We start from the raw sequence: 16,396 nt of genomic DNA, 5'->3' as shown, positions 1-16,396 counted from the left end.
GCAGACAGTGCAGCGATACGAGAGCGTAGTCGGGGGGGCCCCCCCCCCCCCCCACCCACCCCTTCGGCCCGTTCCACCTGAAACGAAGGGGTGGGGGTGTTACCTTGCGAGTGGTTCACGTCACCGCGGCACGTGTCACCATATCAGAATCACGGCTACTGCGGCGAGGACAGACTGCGGGGGGTCGGCGCGGCGGCTTCAGAACGCTCGTCGTGTTCGAGAGACACTGCGGTACTCCGGAGGTCACTGCTCGGTATCCTTACGCACGTGTACGCCCAAAGTAACAAGCTAAATGAACGCGTATCGCCGCCGAGCGGCCGCCTTTCTGTCGCTCGGTACGTCCCGCTCGAACGCCGGCCTGTCGATTTCGTCGTTCGAGTTCGCCCAATCGGACTGGCCGCCGTCACCGACGTTCTTTTCTGTCGTTTTGTCGACCACGTGACTGGTGTCTGACGTAGTGCTTAAGTGAGTCCGGTTGGGTGATACCTCCATACGCCCTCCACGACGCGTTCGGGAGGTGCGGGAGGCCCAGGATGGGACTGCTCACAGATTTAAGAGACAGCATCTCACGAGTCGTCGACCGGCTCTTTTCGGAGAGCGAGCCGAAGCGGATCGGTATATATGGCCCGCCCAACGCCGGGAAGACGACTCTCGCAAATCGTATCGCCCGTGATTGGACCGGTGACGCCGTCGGTCCCGAGAGCCACATCCCTCACGAGACTCGCCGCGCCAGGCGGAAAGAGAACGTCGAAATCGAGCGGAACGGCAAGAAAGTCACTATCGACATCGTCGACACCCCGGGGGTTACGACGAAGGTCGATTACAAGGAGTTCCTCGAACACGACATGGAGAAAGACGACGCCGTTCGCCGGTCCCGCGAGGCGACCGAGGGCGTCGCCGAAGCCATGCACTGGCTCCGCGAGGACGTCGACGGCGTCATCTACGTGCTCGACAGCACGAAGGACCCGATATCGCAGGTCAACACGATGCTCATCGGTATCATCGAGAGCCAGGACCTGCCCGTGCTCATCTTCGCGAACAAAATCGACCTCGAAGACTCGAACGTCGAGCGCATCGCGAACGCGTACCCACAGCACGAAACAGTCGAGTTGTCAGCGCTCGAAGGGGAGAACATGGACGAAGTGTACGCCAAAATCGCGAAGTACTTCGCGTGATTCACCATGCCTGAAGCAACCGCCTCCGACAACGGCTCCGACGGGGTCCAGATAGACCTCTTCAGCGGGAATCGGATGGCAAACCTCACCAGCATGGAGAAGATTCGACTCATCCTCGACGGCGTCCGTGACGGGAACATCGTCATCCTGGAGGAAGGCCTCTCGCCCGACGAGGAGTCGAAGCTTATCGAAGTCACGATGGCCGAGATAAGCCCCGACGAGTTCAACGGTATCGAAATCGAGACGTATCCGCGTTCGCAGACCGCAGACCAGAGCTTCCTCGACCGGCTCATGGGCCGACAGTCGACCCAGAAGCTCACGGTCATCGGTCCCGCGAACCAGATTCAGACGCTTCACAAGGACGAGAATCTCATCAGCGCGCTCGTCTCGCGAAAGTAGGGGGCCCCACGAACGCCCTCACGCGCCATCCGGCGCCAACATCCACCAATGCCACATCAATGCACCACGTGCGGTAAGGTGTTCCCCGACGGCTCGAAGGAGATGCTCTCGGGGTGCCCGAGCTGCGGCGGCAACAAGTTTCAGTTCAAGCCCGCGTCGAGCGGGAGCGCTCCCGCGAGCGCAAGCGACGACACGCCGTCGACGGGCGGCGCCGGAACGCGGGACCTGAGCTCTTCGGCGGCCGACGCCGTCCGAGACCGCGCACAGCAGCAGTCCCATCCCGACTCGACCGACGAGGAGTCGATGACCGTCAGCGACTGGGCGGACGCGAATGCGGACGCGAACGCCCCACAGCGATCCGAGACCGGTGACACCGCCGGTTCGACCCGAAGCGAACCGTCGTCGACCGGTGCGGCCGGGTCGAGCGACGCGGCCGACGCGGGTGGCGAACCCGAAGACAAACCTCGCGGTTGGGGCGAGTGGCCGTCCGCGCCCGGCGAGTCTCCGGGAGCAGACCCGCAGGAACCCCCAGCGTCGCGGAACAAATCCCGAGGTGACGCGACGGAGCGACCCAGTAGCTCGGCGGACTCGGCTTCGCCTCCGGACCGCGACCCCGGTAAAATCAACGCGCGCGAGACGGACGAAGACAACTCCCAGAAGAGCGCTCGGAGCGATGTCGTCACGCCGGAGGAGCTCGCCGCCGCCGACGCGAACCGACGCGGTTCGGCGGCTGAGACGCCGTCCGAAGCGCCGCCCGCCTCCGAGGGGCCGGCCGGTCAGCCCGCCGACGCGCCCACGGACGCGGACGGCACGGTCATCGAGCCTTCGTCCGACGAGCGGCCCGACCTGGACCAGCTTCGCGAGGAGCTCAACGAACAGTTCGAGAGCATCAAAATCGTCAACCCCGGGCAGTACGAACTCAACCTCATGGAGCTGTACGACCGAAGCGAGTACATCATCTCGCTCCGCGAGGACGGCCGGTACGTCATCGAAGTTCCGGACACGTGGGGCCCCGGCAACCGCGAGGACTGAGCGCGCTTTCCGCGCCCGCCCGACTTTTCACCCCGTCGTTTCCGGTGGAACGCCGACCGTCCGGCCACGTACGCGCGAGTCCATCCGTCGAATCGGCATAACCGTTATATACGATAGTTGAGAGTATATCTCCTTGGGGAAGCGCTATGTCCAATCCGCACAACGAAAAGGTCGCCGAGTGGGCGTCGCTCCTCGGAGCGTCGCTCCCGACCGCGCGACCAGACGACCCCGACCTCGATACCGCTGACAGCACGGGGTAACGACCGCCGCGGCGAGGCCCGGCGGACGCTTTACTTTCACCCCGCTCTGCGAACCCTTATCCGCAAGGGCGAGCAATCGTCACCGATGTCGGCCTCCGAGGACGTTGCGTACGTGGACCACCCGCTACTCGCGCCGTCGTTCATCGAGCGGCGGCTCTATCAGATTCGCCTCGCCGGGACCGCGCGCGACGGCCACACGCTGGTCTGTCTCCCCACCGGCCTCGGGAAGACGACCGTCAGCCTGCTCGTCACCGCCCAGCGCCTCCACGACGTGGGCGGAAAGTCGCTGTTTCTCGCGCCGACGAAGCCGCTGGTCCAGCAGCACGCCGATTTCTACCGCGAGGCGCTGACCGTCCCGGACGACGAAATCGTCGTCTTCACCGGCGACGTTCGGCCCGACGACCGTGCCGAACTCTGGCAGGAGGCCCAAATCGTCATCGCCACGCCGCAGGTCATCGAAAACGACCTCATCGGCAACCGCATCTCGCTTCGGGACGTGACGCACCTCACCTTCGACGAGTGCCACCGCGCGAGCGGCGACTACGCCTACGTCTACATCGCAGAGCGCTACCACGCCGACGCCGAGAACCCGCTCGTCACGGGGATGAGCGCCTCGCCCGGCGGCGACGAGGAGGCCATCCTCGAAGTCTGTGAGAACCTCGGCATCGTCGACGTGGAGGTGATGACCGAGGAGGACGCCGACGTGTCGGAGTACACCCACGACACGGACGTGGAGTGGAACCGCATCCAACTCCCCGACGAGATTCTGGAGATACGCGACGCGCTCAACGAGGTCATCACCGACCGACTGGAGAAGCTCAAGCAGTTGGGCGTCACCAAATCGACGAAGCCCGATATCTCCCAGAAGAAGCTCAACCGGATGCGCGCGGAGCTCCAGCGGCTGATGAACGCCGACAAGTCGGAGGGCTACAAGGGGATGTCGACGCACGCGGAGGTGATGAAGCTCCGCCGGGCGGTCGAACTCGTCGAGACCCAGTCGGTGGAGTCGGTCCGGCGGTACTTCGAGCGCCAGCGCAACGCCGCCCGGTCGTCGGGCGCGTCGAAGGCGAGCCAGCGACTCGTCGCCGAGCCGAAAGTCCGCGAGGCGATGCGGAAAGCCGAGTCGTTCGACGGCCTCCACCCGAAGTTCAGGAAGACGCGCATCCTCCTCGCGGAGACGCTCGGCATCCAGAACGGCGAGCGCGTCATCGTCTTCACCGAGTCGCGCGACACGGCCGAGGCGCTGACGGAGTTCCTCTCGGAGAGCTTCTCGGTCCGGCGGTTCGTCGGGCAGGGCGACCGCGAAGGCTCCGACGGGATGACCCAGAACGAACAGCAGGAGACCCTCGACAAGTTCCGAAACGGCGAGTTCGAGGTACTCGTCTCGACATCCGTCGCGGAGGAGGGTCTCGACGTGCCCGAGGTCGACCTCGTGCTCTTTTTCGAACCCGTGCCGACCGCCATCCGGTCCATCCAGCGGAAGGGGCGGACCGGCCGGCAAGCCGACGGTCGCGTGGTCGTCCTCCTCGCGGAGGACACCCGCGACGAGGCGTACTTCTGGATATCGCGCCGCCGCGAGAAGACGATGCAAAACGAGCTTCGGGACCTCAAGGGCGCGGCCGACGACCTCGAAGCCGAACTCGACCCCTCCCAACGCGACCTCTCGGCGTTCGCGGGAGACGACGCCAGTTCCGCCGGTAGCGCGGGGAGTTCCACCGGAAACGAGGGGGTTGACGCCGCGAGCGAGGGCGATGCGAACGGGGCGTCGGCTACCGCGTCATCCGCCTCGAACGGCCGGACCGCGACCGCGGCGGCGACCGACTCGGACGGGCAGTCCGGCCTCGCCGACTTCGGTCCCTCGGACGAGGCGTTGGCGCGGGCGGACGACGGCGACGACAGCCACGGCGAGGACGCCGACCCGGCCGACTCGGGCGACGACCCGGCGTCGGACGCAGAAGGAGACGAGGTGGACGACTCGGCCACCGTCGCCGCGGCGGGCACCGACGACGAGGACACCGTCGAAATCGTCGTCGACCAGCGCGAACTCGACTCCAACATCGCCCGCACCCTCTCGAAGCGCGAGGACCTGACGACCCGACTGGAGACGCTCGCGGTCGGTGACTACGTCCTCTCGGACCGCGTCGCGGTCGAACGAAAGAGCGTCTCGGACTTCCTCGACACGCTCACGGGCGGCGACCGGTCGATATTCGAGCAGATAGCGGACCTCACGCGCCACTACGCCCGGCCGCTGCTCGTCATCGAGGGGCGCGGGCTCTACGAGGAGCGCAACATCCACCCCGGCGCGATTCGCGGGGCGCTGTCGTCGGTCGCGGTCGACTTCGACGTGAGCGTGCTGTTCACCGAAGACGAAGACGACACCGCGGAGCTGCTGGCGACCATCGCCACCCGCGAGCAGACGGACCGCGAGCGCACCGTGAGCGTCCACGGCGGCAAGAGCGCGAAGACGCTCGACGAACAACAGGAGTACGTCGTCTCCGCCATTGCCGACATCGGCCCGGTCACGGCGCGGACGCTGCTCGAAGCGTTCGGGAGCGTCGAGGCGGTCATGACCGCCACCGAGGACGACCTCAAGGAGGTCCGCGGCGTCGGCCAAGTCACCGCCGAGCGAATCCGCGAGGTCGTCGGCTCGGAGTACCGCTGAGCCGCGTTCACCGCCCGGAGCGCGTCAGGGGACGATAGTCACCGGAACGGCCTCGGCCCGGAGCACCGTTTCTGCGGCGCTCCCGAAGACGGTCCGCTCGACGATGCCGTCTTCGTGGTGGCCCATGACGACGTGGTCGAAGCCGCCGCGCTCGACGGTGTCGAGAATCTCCTCGCCGACGCGGTCGGCGGTCCACACGTCGACCGTGATGGTCGAAAGCTCCGGTTCGCCGCCGAAGTCGCCCGCTTTGAGTCTGCCGCGCGCGTCGTCGAGAATGGCCTCCGTCGCGTCGGTCTGGTTGTTCGTGTAGTGGACGACGTGGAGGCTCCCGCCCATCCCGTCGACCATCTCGATGGCGAAGTCGAGCGCGCGTTTGCTGGCGTCGGTGCCGTCGATGGGGATGAGAACGTCCATACGAAACAGAGGACCCGCGGGGCGGTAGTTCTACCGCCCGGAGCGACAGCCGACGCGAGGTGGCGAGGACAGGCAGTCGGTTATCGGTCGAGCGCCGAGATGGCCTCGGCGGCCTCGCGCGCGGCGGTCAGATAGTCCGTCGCCCGCCGCGGGTCGTCGGTCGACTCGGCTTGTTCGGCGGCCCACGTCAGCGTCCGCACGAGCGACTCGCGCGCGGCGGTCACGTCGCCGGCGACCTCGCGAGGCGCGCGTCGCTCGGTCGCCTCCCGCTCGCCCGCGGTTCGCGTCCGAGTCGGTGCCGCGGCGCGCCCGTTCGCGCCGGTGGGTTCGCGGCGCGTCTCGTCGGCGGCCTCGGTGCTCCCCGCGGAGGCGGCCGTCTCGTTCGCGTTCGCCTCGGCTTCGGCTTCGCTTTCGTCGGCTTCGACGGCCGCTTCGGCGGCCTGCTCGGCGTCTTGGTCGGCGTTCGCCGCGGCCTGCCCCTCGGCCTGACAGGTCGGACAGAACACCTGCCCCTCGTAGCGGAACAAGGGGTCGCCGCAGTTGTCGCAGTGCTTGTTCGTCATCGTCGCGCCCTTGAGGAGCAGCTCGCTCATCCGCTGGGTCGACCGTCGCTTCGTTTCGTCTCGCTCGTACTTCTCCCGAAGTCGCTGGCGCTCTGCTTCCTTGTCGAAGTCGCTCATGTGCGTGTGGACGCGACGTGCGTCGAAAAACCCCACGGCGTCGTTCGACCGGTTTCGTCACCGGCGGTTTCACCGGCTCTCGTGCCCGAGTCCACCCCGTCGCTGTCGCCCGAAGTTCGACGACTGACGAACACGAAATCGACAGACTGCGGTTCGGTGCCCGTTCCGAAACGTTTACTCGGAATCCACAGCGTCGTTAATGTGGCATGACGAAAGTTAGCGTGATTGGTGCGGCCGGCACGGTCGGTGCCGCGGCTGGGTACAACCTCGCGCTTCGCGATGTCTGTGACGAACTCGTGTTCGTCGACATCCCGAAGATGGAAGACAAGACGGTCGGACAGGCGGCGGACACGAACCACGGCATCGCGTACGACTCCAACACGGTCGTGACGCAGGGCGGCTACGAGGACACCGCCGGCTCCGACGTGGTCGTCATCACGGCGGGCATCCCGCGGCAGCCGGGACAGACCCGTATCGACCTCGCGGGCGACAACGCCCCCATCATGGACGACATCGGCTCCTCGCTCGCGGAGCACAACGACGACTTCGTCTCCATCACCACGTCGAACCCCGTGGACCTGCTCAACCGTCACCTCTACGAGACGGGCGACCGCGACCGCCACAAAGTCATCGGCTTCGGCGGCCGCCTCGACTCCGCCCGCTTCCGCTACGTGCTGAGCCAGCGCTTCGACGTGCCGGTCAAGAACGTCGACGCGACCATCCTCGGTGAGCACGGCGACGCGCAGGTGCCGGTCTTCTCGAAGGTCCGCGTCGACGGCAACGACCCCGCCTTCTCCGCCGACGAGAAAGAGGAGATTCTCGGTGACCTCCAGGAGTCCGCCATGGACGTCATCGAGCGCAAGGGCGCGACCCAGTGGGGTCCGGCGACCGGCGTCGCCCACATGGTCGAGGCCGTCCTGCACGACACCGGCGAAGTGCTCCCCGGCTCGCTCGTCCTCGACGGCGAGTTCGGCTACGAGGACACGGCCTTCGGCGTCCCCGTCAAACTCGGCTCGAACGGCATCGAGGAGGTCGTCGAGTGGGACCTCGACGACTACGAGGCCGACCTCATGGACGACGCGGCCGAGAAGCTCCGCGACCAGTACGACGAAATCGCGTAAGCCGCTCCGGCTCGCTCGCGCGACGAATCCAATCCGTCTTTTTCACCCGAGTATCTGACGCCGCTCAGAGCCGCCGCTTCAGTTCGTCGGCCGTCTTCTCGCCGACGCCGGGCACGTCGGTCAGGTCCTCGACAGACGCCTCGCGCACGCCCTCGACGCTGCCGAACCGCGTCAGCAGCGCCCGGCGGGTCTTCTCACCGACGCCGGGCACGTCGTCGAGGACGGTCTTCACCTCGTCTCGGAGCGTCTGGTGGTACTGGACGGCGAAGCGGTGGGCCTCGTCGCGGACCCGCTGGAGGACGTGCAGGTGCGGCGCGTCGTCCGGCCAGTCGAAGGTTCGGTCGGGCGTGACGACCAGTTCGCGGTCCTTGGCGATGCCGACGGCGGGCACGTCCCAGCCCGTCTCGTCGAGGGCGTCGAGCGCGGCGTTCAACTGTCCTTTGCCGCCGTCGATGAGGAGCAGGTCGGGGTCCGGGCGGTCGTCGCGGCCCTCCAGCGCGCGGGTCGCCCGCCAGCGGACGAGGTCGCGCATGTTCGCGTAGTCGTCGTTGCGCTCGGGGAGTCGCCGCCGGCGGTAGTCCGCGGTTTCGGCGCTTCCGTCGACGAAGCACACGTCGCTCCCGACGACGGCCTTGCCCTGCGCGTGGCTCACGTCGAAGCCCTCGATGCGGGCGACGCGGCGCACGTCGAGGTCGAGTTCGCGGGCGAGCGTCGCGAGGCCGTCGTCGCGGCCGGCGCGCCGGCGGGCGTTCTTCAGCGCGAGTTCGACCAGTTTCGCCTCGCGGCCCGCGCCGGGGACGCGGACGCCCACGCCCTCGGCTTCGAGCCACGCGACCACGTCCTCGTCGTCGGGGTGCTCCGAGAGGACGACCGCGTCGGGGAGGTCGCGTTCGGCGTAGAACTGCGCGAGGAACGCCGAGAGGACGGCGGCCGTGCGGTCTTCGCCCTCGGGCGCGTCGAGGTGGTGGCGGGTCCGGTCCACCAGTTGACCGCGCTCGGCGTGGAGTCTGGCGACCGTCGCCGAGTCGCCGCGGAGCGAGACGCCGAGCACGTCGATGGCGCGCTCGTCGGACTGCGACGAGACGGCGTCTTCGCCCGCGCCGTGGAACGACTCGACGGCCTCCAGTCGGTCGCGGAGATTGGCGGCGCGCTCGAACTCCGCGTCCTGCGCGGCCGCCTCCATCTCCCGGCGGAGCGGGTCCGCGAGGACGCCCGTCTCGCCCTCGAAGAATCGAACCGCCGACTCCACGTCCTCGCGGTAGTCGCGCTCCGCGATTTCGCCGGTACAGGGGGCCGTACACAGGCCCATCTCGTAGTCGAGACACGGCCGCGAGCGGTTCGAATACTTGTGGTCAGAACAGCCGCGGAGGCCGTAGGTCTCTCGAATCGCCTTCACGACCGTCTCGACGCGGCCCTTGTCGGTGTACGGCCCGAAGACGGTCGCGGAGTCCTCGGGGTCGCGGGTGACCTCGATGCGCGGGACCGCGTGGGCCGTCAGTTGAACCAGCGGGTAGGATTTGTCGTCTTTCAGCCGGACGTTGTAGCGCGGCTGGTGGCGCTTGATGAGGTTGGCTTCGAGGAGCAGCGCCTGCGTCTCAGTGTCGGTAACGGCGAAGTCGATGTGCTCCGCGCAGTCGACCATCCGGGAGATGCGCTCCGAGCGCGGGTCCGCGTACGACCGAACTCGCGCGCGGATGTCGACCGCCTTCCCGACGTACAGCACCGCGTCGCCGGCGACGAACTGGTAGACGCCGGGGTCCGACGGCAGCGCGCTGGCTCGTTCGCTGACCGCGGCAGGGTCCATCTGGGGTGGCTTACCGCGCGAGGGGCTTGAGGTTGACGCGTCGAGCGGAGCGGCCGACTCGACCATCCCGCCACTGCGTGATTATCTTATTTGATACTGCCCTCGAAAGATACTCCTGTGATGCCCTGAAACGAAGTCGATAATGTCACTTGGTATACTCTCACGCGTCCGCTCGTGGTTCGGTGAGGAGACGCCGTTACCGGACGGCGGAATCGTCGCCGGTTCCGCCACCGACGCGCCGGACCTGAACGTCGACGACGACGTACTGCTCGACGGCGTCGGGCTTCCGGCGTTCGTCCTCGACGAACAGGGCCGCATCGCGGCGTGGAACGCCGGCGTGGAGTCGTTGACCGGCACGTCCGCGGCCGACGCGCTCGGCCGGCGCGACCTCGGTGAGACGTTCTACGGCAACGCCGCGGCCCGGGTGCTCGCGGGGCAGGTCCTCGACAACCCCCGCGACGCCGCGTCGCTCGACGGCGTGGAACTCGACGACCCCGACCGGCTGCTGTACGCCGCGGAGGAGACGTTCGCGGACGCGAACGGCGACGACTGTCACGCCCGGCACACCGCGATGCCGCTGTACGAGGGCGACGAGCTCGTCGGCGTCCTCCAGACCGTCCGCAACCGCACGACCGAGGTCGAGCGCCACCGCGAGGTCGCCGCGCTTGTCTCCGAGGTCGAATCGACGCTGACCCAGTTGAGCCAAGGGAACCTCGACGCGCGGGCGACGATAGACGACAGCGGGGCCGTCGACGACCAGCTGTATCTCGTCGTCGACGCGGTCAACGAGACGGCGCGGAATCTCTCGACGCTGGCGTCGAACGTCGAAGACGAGACCGAGACGGCGACCGCGGCGGTCACGCGGGCGGCGTCGGCGGCCGACGCCATCGTCGAGAACGTCGACGAACAGCGCGACCTCCTCGACGAGGGCGCGACACAGATGCAGCAGTTCAGCGCGACGATGGAGGAGGTCGCCGCCACCGCCGACGAGGTCGACACCGCAGCCACCGAGGCGCGGCAGGCGACCGCCGAGGGTCGCGAGGCCAACAGCGAGGCGCGAGAAGCGACCGAGAGCGTCGTCACGATGGGCGACGAACTCGTCGACCGCGTGACCGAACTCGGCGGCCGCATGGACGACATCGAGGCGGTCGTCGAGGTCATCTCCGAGGTGGCCGAACAGACGAACCTGCTCGCGCTCAACGCGAACATCGAGGCCGCCCGCGCCGGCGAGGACGGCGACGGATTCGCCGTCGTCGCGGAGGAGGTCAAGTCGCTCGCCGACGAGACGCGCCAGCACACCGAAGACATCACCGCGCAGATAGAGAACATCCAGTCGCAGACCGACGAAGCGGTCCACGCGGCGACGGAGTCCAACGACCGCATCGAGCACGCCGACGAGCGCATCTCCGAGATGCTGTCGGCGTTCGAGGAAATCGCCTCCTCCATCGACACCGCCGCGGACGGCGTCGCGGAGGTCTCCCGCGCGACCGACGAGCAGGCCGAGGCGGTCGAGGAACTGACCGCGACCATCGAGGACGTGCGCGACCGGACCGTCGAGACCGAGGGCGCGGTCGATAGCATCGTCTCCGCGACCGACGAGAGCACGCAGGCGCTGTCGTCACTCGCCACCGAAGTCGAGGAGCTGACGGGAAGCCGGTCTGCCTGACGTGAGTCGGACGTGCGTCCGCCTCAGGCGACGCCGGCGAGGAGGTTTCCGACCGCGTAGGCGACCGTGGCGGCCGCCATTCCGACGATAAACATCTCGACGCCGTTAGCGAGCCACGAGCGGTTCGTCACGAGGCTCCGACTCGCGCCGACGGCGAAGAACGCCGCGGCGGTGACGGCGATAGAGACGGGGAACAGCGGTTCGACCCGGAGCACGTACGGAAACAGCGGGGCCCAGCCCGCGACGATGAAGGCGGCGAACGTCGCGGCGGCGGTTCTGACGGGCGTCTTTCCGTCGGTCCGGGCGTGGCCGTCGCCGCGGGCGTCGTGGTAGTCCTCCTCCGAGCGCTCGGCGAGGTAGTTGCTCATCCCCATCGAGAAGCCGTCGGCGAACAGGTTGGCGAATCCGAGGACGATGACGATGCTCGGGCTCAAAGACGCGCCCGCGACGCCGGCGACGACGGCGAACGTCGTGACGATGCCGTCGTTTGCGCCGTAGATGAGTTCGGGAAGGTATCGACCTGACGACTCCACGTCGTCCCCGAGCAACGTCTCCAACATGCCGGAATCGTACGCTCGCGGCGCGAATAAACGATCGGGGGACTCCCGGCGCGGCGCGTTCCGCGATGCGATGCCGGCACGCGTAAGGGAGCCCCGACCGAACCACGGCCCATGAGCGACGACGACACGACGCGGCTCTGGTTGGTCGAGCGGTCCTACGACGACCGGGACCTCATCATCCTCATCTACGCGACGCCCGACGGCGAGTACGAACTTCGGAAAGAGCTCGCCGCGGCCGTGATGCACCAGCGCCGGATGACCGTGACCGCCGCCATCGACGCGCCGACGGAGAACCTCGAACCCGTGGCCGACGACGACCTGCGCGAGCGGTACGCGGCGGAGGCGACGAAGATGGCCGACTCTCACGAACCCGACGACGAGGTCTGACACGCCAGCGGCGGCGAACTGCGACTTCGACAGCCCCCGAGTTCCGCCCGCAGCGTTATCGGCCGTGATTTCCGCACCTAAAACACTTTAAGGCAGTGCGACGCACGCCCGCCCATGGCCGCCATCGAACTAAACGGGGTGACGAAACGGTTCGAAGACGACGAGGGACTGTTCGATACCCTCCTCCCATCGTCCGAACCCGACACCGTCACCGCCGTCGACGACCTCTCGTTTTCCGTCGCGGAAGGGGAGGTCTTCGGGTTCCTCGGTCCCAACGGTGCTGGAAAATCGACGACGATTAACATGCTTCTCGACTTCGTGCGCCCGACGAGCGGGTCCGTCCACGTGCTCGGACACGACGCGCAGGCCGAGAGCGTGGCCGTCCGGCGTCGGACCGGCGTGCTCCCCGAAGGCTACGAGGTGTACGACCGACTCACCGGGCGCGAACACGTCGAGTTCGCCATCGAGTCCAAGGAAGCCGACGACGACCCCGACGAACTGCTCTCCCGCGTCGGCTTAACCCCCGACGAGGCCGACCGCCGCGCCGGCGGCTACTCCAAGGGGATGTCCCAGCGCCTCGCGCTCGCGATGGCGCTCGCCGGGAGTCCCGACCTCCTCGTCCTCGACGAGCCCTCCTCCGGTCTCGACCCCGCCGGCGCGCGCGAGATGCGCGACATCGTCCGCACCGAGGCCGACCGCGGCGCGACGGTGTTCTTCTCCAGTCACGTCCTCGCACAGGTCGAAGCCGTCTGCGACCGCGTCGGCATCATGCGCGACGGCGAACTCATCGCCGAGGACACCATCGAGGGCCTCCGCGACCGCGTCGATGCAGAGGCGATTCTCCGCATCGACATCGACGGCGACGCCGACCTCGGCGCAGTCCGCGCGCTCGACGGCGTCTCGTCGGTCGAAAGCGACGGCGACCGCCTCGTTGTCGGCTGTACCGACGACGCCAAGACCCGCGTCATCGAGGCCGTCGAGGCCGACGGCGCGACCGTCGCCGACTTCGAGACCGACTCCGCGTCGCTGGAGGACATCTTCCTCGCGTACACCGAGGGCGACGACCCGGCCGACGAACCGGAGGTGGCGGCGTGACGCTCGAATCCGTCGCGCGCAAGGACTTCCGCGACGCCCTCCGGTCGCGGTGGCTCCTCGGGCTGACGCTGTTTTTCGCCCTGCTCATCGGCGGGTCGACGGCGCTGTTCTACGGCGTTCTGCTCTCGGGCGCGGGCGCGAACTCCGAGACGCTGTTCGGCCTCACGACCGCCCCGGGCGGGCTGTTCAACTTCTCGTACGCGGGCATGCTCGGGTTCGTCCTCGCGCTCATCGCGCTCGTGACGGCCCACGGCTCGCTCATCGACGAGCGCGAGTCGGGCACCATCAAGCTCCTGCTGTCGCTGCCGAACTCCCGGCGCGACGTGGTGTTCGGAAAGCTGGTCGGCCGCACGCTCGTCGTCCTCGTCTCGATGCTCGTCGGCTTCGTCGTCGCCCTCTTCGCGATGCTGTTCACCGGCGGGCAGGTCATGTTCGTCTCCTACGCCGGGCAGGTGGCCCTCTCGGGACTGCTCGCCACGGCGTTCGTCTCCATCGGCGTCTGGCTCTCTGCGACCTCGGCCTCCCAGCGGCAGGCATTGTTCGGCACCGTCGGGCTGTACTTCATCTTCGCCGTCCTCTGGTCGACGGTCGCCACGGGCGTCCCGCGGCTCGTCAACTGGGTCGTCGAACAGCTCGGTCTCACCGCGCTGACCGCGCCGCAAATCGTTCAGATGCGGCTTTTCATCAAGTACCTGAACCCGCTTCGGGCCTACGAGACGCTGGTCGCGGAGCTGTACGGGCCCGCGGTCGCCGCCCGCCTGTTCAAGGCCGGCCTCGCCGAGCGACTCACCATCGAATCGACGTTCTCGCAGTCGCTGCCGTTCTACTTCACCGGGCCGTTCATCCTCGCCATCCTCGTCGCGTGGATTGTCGTCCCGCCGCTGCTCGGCTACCGGGCGTTCGAGAAGGCCGACCTCTGAGGCCGACGTAGCGAGCCTGAGGCGGTCGCCTCAGCGCCCGTCTCAGCGAACCGATTGACCGTTCTATTCCGGCGGATACGCCACGCCGCGCTCCGCGAGCAGCGCCTCGAACTCGGCTTCCGCGAGCGTCGGCACGTCGTTCGCTTCGGCGTCGTCGCGCTTCGACCGGCCGGGGTTCTCCCCGACGACGAGGTAGTCCGTGTTGCCCGAGACGGAGCCGGTGACGTTGCCGCCGTGGGATTCGACGAGTTCCGTCACGTCGCTTCGGCTCGCCGCGAGCGTCCCGGTCACGACGAACGTCAGGCCGTCGAGTTCGTCGCCGCCCGACTCGACGGGTTCGGGGTCGACGCCGCGGTCGAGCAGCGCGCGAATCACGGCGCGGTTGTCCGCGTTCTCGAAGAAGTCGCGGACGCGACGCGCCACCGTCTCGCCCACGTCGGGCACGGTCGTCAGGCGTTCCTCGAACGCGTCGAACTCGTCTTCTTCGGCGTCGGCTTCGATGGGGAACGCCTCGATTGACCCGAACTCGCGGGCGAGGCCGCGGGCGGTCGCCTCGCCCACCTCGGAGATGCTCAGGCCGACGAGAAACGAGTCGAGAGAGGGCTGCTTGGCGTTCTCGACGGCGGCCACGAGGTTCTCGGCGCTCGTCTCGCCCCACCCCTCCAACCCGGCGAGGTCGTCGGCCGTCAGGTCGTAGAGGTCGGCGACCGTCTCGACGAGGCCGGCGTCGACGAGTTGGGCGACGCGCTCCTCGCCGAGGCCGTCGATGTCCATCGCGCCCTTGACCGCGAAGTGGCCGATGGAGGCCTCCCGCTGGGCCGGACACGACAGCCCGCCCGAGCAGAACGCAAGCGGGCCGTCGCGGTCCACGGCGCTCCCGCAGACGGGGCACTCGTCGGGGAACTCGTAGCTCCCGCCGCCGTCTTCGGTGACCTCGACCACCTGCGGAATCACGTCGCCGGCGCGTTTGACGCGGACGCGGTCACCGACCGCGATGCCGAGGGCGGCTCTCTCGTCGGGGTTGTGGAGCGTCGCCCGGGAGACGGTGACGCCGCCCACGTCCACGGGGTCGAGGATGGCGACCGGCGTGAGCCGGCCCGTCCGCCCGACCTGCACGACGATGTCGCGAACGGTCGTCACCTCGTGGCGCGCGGGGAACTTGTAGGCGAACGCCCAGCGGACCGAGCGGCTCTTCTCGCCCAACCGCTCGCGGGCGTCCCGCGAGTCCACCTTGATGACCGTGCCGTCGATTTCGTAGTCGAGATCGTCGCGGGCCGCCTGCATCCGGTCGCGGTAGTCGATGGCCTCCGCCACGTCCTCGGCGCGCTCGATGCGGTCGGTGACGCGGAGACCCCACTCGCGCAGGCGGTCGAGCGCCGCCCACTGGCTGTCGGGTCGCGCGCTCGCGTCGAGGATGTCGTAGAAGAACACCGCGAGCGGGCGGTCGGCGACGACCGAGGGGTCGAGGTTGCGGAGCGTCCCGGCGGCCGCGTTCCGGGGGTTGGCGAAGGTGTCCTCGCCGGCTTCGACGCGCCGGGCGTTGAGGTCGCTGAAGTCGGACTTCGGCATGTAAATCTCGCCGCGGACGGCGAGTCGGTCGGGGTGGTCGCCGCGGAGGGAGAGGGGAACGGTCGGAATCGTCTTCACCTGCGCGCTCACGTCGTCGCCGCGCCGGCCGTCGCCGCGGGTGGCCGCGCGGACGAACTCGCCGTCCTCGTAGACGACTTCGACCGAGAGGCCGTCGAACTTGGGTTCGCAGACGTAATCGACCGCGCCGACCTCGCGGCGGACGCGCTCGTCGAACTCGCGGAGGTCGTCGGCGTCGGTGCTCTGGTCGATAGAGAGCATGGGCGCGACGTGTTCGACCGTCTCCAGCGCGTCGATGGGCTCGCCGCCGACGCGGTTCGTCGGGCTGTTGGTCGTGTCGAGGTCGAACGCGCCTTCGAGCGCGACGAGTCGGGAGAACAGCGCGTCGTAGGCCGCGTCGGAGACGAGCGGGTCGGCCGCGACGTAGTAGCGGTGGTCGTGCTCGCGGACGGCCTCGCGGAGGAGTGCGGCCTGCTTTTCGGCCGCCTCGCGCGAGAGCGACTCGGCGGGTTCGAACTCGGTCGGCGGGTCGCGGAGGTACGGGTTCGACTCGGCGTCGACGTCGGCGTCGCTCATTGGTTCGGCTGTCGGCCGGACGGCGGGTAAACGCTCCGGGGTGGCGGTGGATGGATGG

The 16,396-nt window shown here is 68.2% G+C and carries 14 protein-coding genes; 9 read left to right on the top strand and 5 right to left on the bottom strand.

Annotation, left to right across the window (positions count from 1 at the left end):
* Positions 1–533: 533 nt before the first annotated feature.
* The 4 genes from E4P24_RS00365 to E4P24_RS00350 all read left to right on the top strand — a co-directional run bounded on the left by E4P24_RS00365 (position 534) and on the right by E4P24_RS00350 (position 5,528).
* On the top strand, positions 534–1,175 hold the full coding sequence (locus E4P24_RS00365) for an Era-like GTP-binding protein (protein ID WP_004044952.1): 642 nt from the start codon (positions 534–536) through the stop codon (positions 1,173–1,175).
* A gap of 6 nt (positions 1,176–1,181) precedes the next feature.
* Positions 1,182–1,574 carry a DUF2073 domain-containing protein gene (locus E4P24_RS00360; protein WP_004044951.1) on the top strand — a complete coding sequence of 131 codons (393 nt, stop codon included), beginning with the start codon at positions 1,182–1,184 and terminating at the stop codon, positions 1,572–1,574.
* 48 nt (positions 1,575–1,622) lie between these two features.
* Positions 1,623–2,606 carry a Zn-ribbon containing protein gene (locus E4P24_RS00355; RefSeq protein ID WP_188147959.1) on the top strand — a complete coding sequence of 328 codons (984 nt, stop codon included), beginning with the start codon at positions 1,623–1,625 and terminating at the stop codon, positions 2,604–2,606.
* A 345-nt stretch (positions 2,607–2,951) separates the two neighbouring features.
* Complete coding sequence (locus tag E4P24_RS00350; protein WP_188147958.1) at positions 2,952–5,528, top strand: DEAD/DEAH box helicase; 2,577 nt, start codon at positions 2,952–2,954, stop codon at positions 5,526–5,528.
* Between the two features lie 24 nt (positions 5,529–5,552).
* Here E4P24_RS00350 and E4P24_RS00345 read toward each other — a convergent pair whose 3' ends face one another.
* Positions 5,553–5,942 carry a universal stress protein gene (locus tag E4P24_RS00345; RefSeq protein WP_008609153.1) on the bottom strand — a complete coding sequence of 130 codons (390 nt, stop codon included), beginning with the start codon at positions 5,940–5,942 and terminating at the stop codon, positions 5,553–5,555.
* Between the two features lie 80 nt (positions 5,943–6,022).
* Complete coding sequence (locus E4P24_RS00340) at positions 6,023–6,622, bottom strand: Sjogren's syndrome/scleroderma autoantigen 1 family protein (RefSeq protein WP_188147957.1); 600 nt, start codon at positions 6,620–6,622, stop codon at positions 6,023–6,025.
* 206 nt (positions 6,623–6,828) lie between these two features.
* Between E4P24_RS00340 and mdh the strand changes: the two genes are divergently transcribed.
* The gene (mdh, locus tag E4P24_RS00335; protein WP_008578602.1) at positions 6,829–7,743 is read left to right on the top strand and encodes a malate dehydrogenase; all 915 of its coding nucleotides are present in this window, start codon (positions 6,829–6,831) and stop codon (positions 7,741–7,743) included.
* Between the two features lie 64 nt (positions 7,744–7,807).
* Here the strand turns inward: mdh and E4P24_RS00330 are convergent, their stop codons facing one another.
* Positions 7,808–9,547, bottom strand: a complete 1,740-nt coding sequence (locus tag E4P24_RS00330) for an excinuclease ABC subunit C (protein ID WP_115801956.1) — start codon at positions 9,545–9,547, stop codon at positions 7,808–7,810.
* A 142-nt stretch (positions 9,548–9,689) separates the two neighbouring features.
* Between E4P24_RS00330 and E4P24_RS00325 the strand changes: the two genes are divergently transcribed.
* Positions 9,690–11,213 (top strand): methyl-accepting chemotaxis protein, encoded by a 1,524-nt coding sequence (locus tag E4P24_RS00325; protein WP_188147956.1) that lies wholly within the window; start codon positions 9,690–9,692, stop codon positions 11,211–11,213.
* Between the two features lie 23 nt (positions 11,214–11,236).
* Here the strand turns inward: E4P24_RS00325 and E4P24_RS00320 are convergent, their stop codons facing one another.
* Positions 11,237–11,773, bottom strand: a complete 537-nt coding sequence (locus E4P24_RS00320) for a VIT1/CCC1 transporter family protein (protein WP_188147955.1) — start codon at positions 11,771–11,773, stop codon at positions 11,237–11,239.
* Between the two features lie 111 nt (positions 11,774–11,884).
* Here E4P24_RS00320 and E4P24_RS00315 point away from each other — a divergent pair, with 111 nt between their 5' ends.
* The 3 genes from E4P24_RS00315 to E4P24_RS00305 all read left to right on the top strand — a co-directional run bounded on the left by E4P24_RS00315 (position 11,885) and on the right by E4P24_RS00305 (position 14,175).
* Complete coding sequence (locus tag E4P24_RS00315; RefSeq protein WP_188147954.1) at positions 11,885–12,160, top strand: hypothetical protein; 276 nt, start codon at positions 11,885–11,887, stop codon at positions 12,158–12,160.
* 114 nt (positions 12,161–12,274) lie between these two features.
* Positions 12,275–13,255 (top strand): ABC transporter ATP-binding protein, encoded by a 981-nt coding sequence (locus tag E4P24_RS00310; protein WP_188147953.1) that lies wholly within the window; start codon positions 12,275–12,277, stop codon positions 13,253–13,255.
* Entirely contained in the window at positions 13,252–14,175 is a 924-nt protein-coding gene (locus tag E4P24_RS00305) for an ABC transporter permease (RefSeq protein ID WP_004044911.1), read from the top strand. The genes E4P24_RS00310 and E4P24_RS00305 overlap by 4 nt, the downstream gene beginning before the upstream one ends.
* A 63-nt stretch (positions 14,176–14,238) precedes the next feature.
* Here the strand turns inward: E4P24_RS00305 and ligA are convergent, their stop codons facing one another.
* Complete coding sequence (gene ligA / locus E4P24_RS00300; RefSeq protein ID WP_188147952.1) at positions 14,239–16,338, bottom strand: NAD-dependent DNA ligase LigA; 2,100 nt, start codon at positions 16,336–16,338, stop codon at positions 14,239–14,241.
* Positions 16,339–16,396: the final 58 nt, after the last annotated feature.

Source organism: Haloferax sp. AS1, assembly GCF_014530665.1.
In the GTDB taxonomy this organism is placed as follows: domain Archaea; phylum Halobacteriota; class Halobacteria; order Halobacteriales; family Haloferacaceae; genus Haloferax; species Haloferax volcanii.
The sequence above is the reverse complement of the archived record's forward strand: the minus strand, read 5'-3'. Positions and strand labels throughout refer to the sequence as shown.

Coding starts and splice junctions, on each gene's coding strand:
- ligA (WP_188147952.1), bottom strand. CDS start 16,338: ATGAGCGACGCCGACGTCGACGCCGAGTCGAACCCGTACCTCCGCGAC.
- mdh (WP_008578602.1), top strand. CDS start 6,829: ATGACGAAAGTTAGCGTGATTGGTGCGGCCGGCACGGTCGGTGCCGCG.
- E4P24_RS00310 (WP_188147953.1), top strand. CDS start 12,275: ATGGCCGCCATCGAACTAAACGGGGTGACGAAACGGTTCGAAGACGAC.
- E4P24_RS00355 (WP_188147959.1), top strand. CDS start 1,623: ATGCCACATCAATGCACCACGTGCGGTAAGGTGTTCCCCGACGGCTCG.
- E4P24_RS00330 (WP_115801956.1), bottom strand. CDS start 9,547: ATGGACCCTGCCGCGGTCAGCGAACGAGCCAGCGCGCTGCCGTCGGAC.
- E4P24_RS00325 (WP_188147956.1), top strand. CDS start 9,690: ATGTCACTTGGTATACTCTCACGCGTCCGCTCGTGGTTCGGTGAGGAG.
- E4P24_RS00340 (WP_188147957.1), bottom strand. CDS start 6,622: ATGAGCGACTTCGACAAGGAAGCAGAGCGCCAGCGACTTCGGGAGAAG.
- E4P24_RS00320 (WP_188147955.1), bottom strand. CDS start 11,773: ATGTTGGAGACGTTGCTCGGGGACGACGTGGAGTCGTCAGGTCGATAC.
- E4P24_RS00345 (WP_008609153.1), bottom strand. CDS start 5,942: ATGGACGTTCTCATCCCCATCGACGGCACCGACGCCAGCAAACGCGCG.
- E4P24_RS00365 (WP_004044952.1), top strand. CDS start 534: ATGGGACTGCTCACAGATTTAAGAGACAGCATCTCACGAGTCGTCGAC.
- E4P24_RS00350 (WP_188147958.1), top strand. CDS start 2,952: ATGTCGGCCTCCGAGGACGTTGCGTACGTGGACCACCCGCTACTCGCG.
- E4P24_RS00360 (WP_004044951.1), top strand. CDS start 1,182: ATGCCTGAAGCAACCGCCTCCGACAACGGCTCCGACGGGGTCCAGATA.
- E4P24_RS00315 (WP_188147954.1), top strand. CDS start 11,885: ATGAGCGACGACGACACGACGCGGCTCTGGTTGGTCGAGCGGTCCTAC.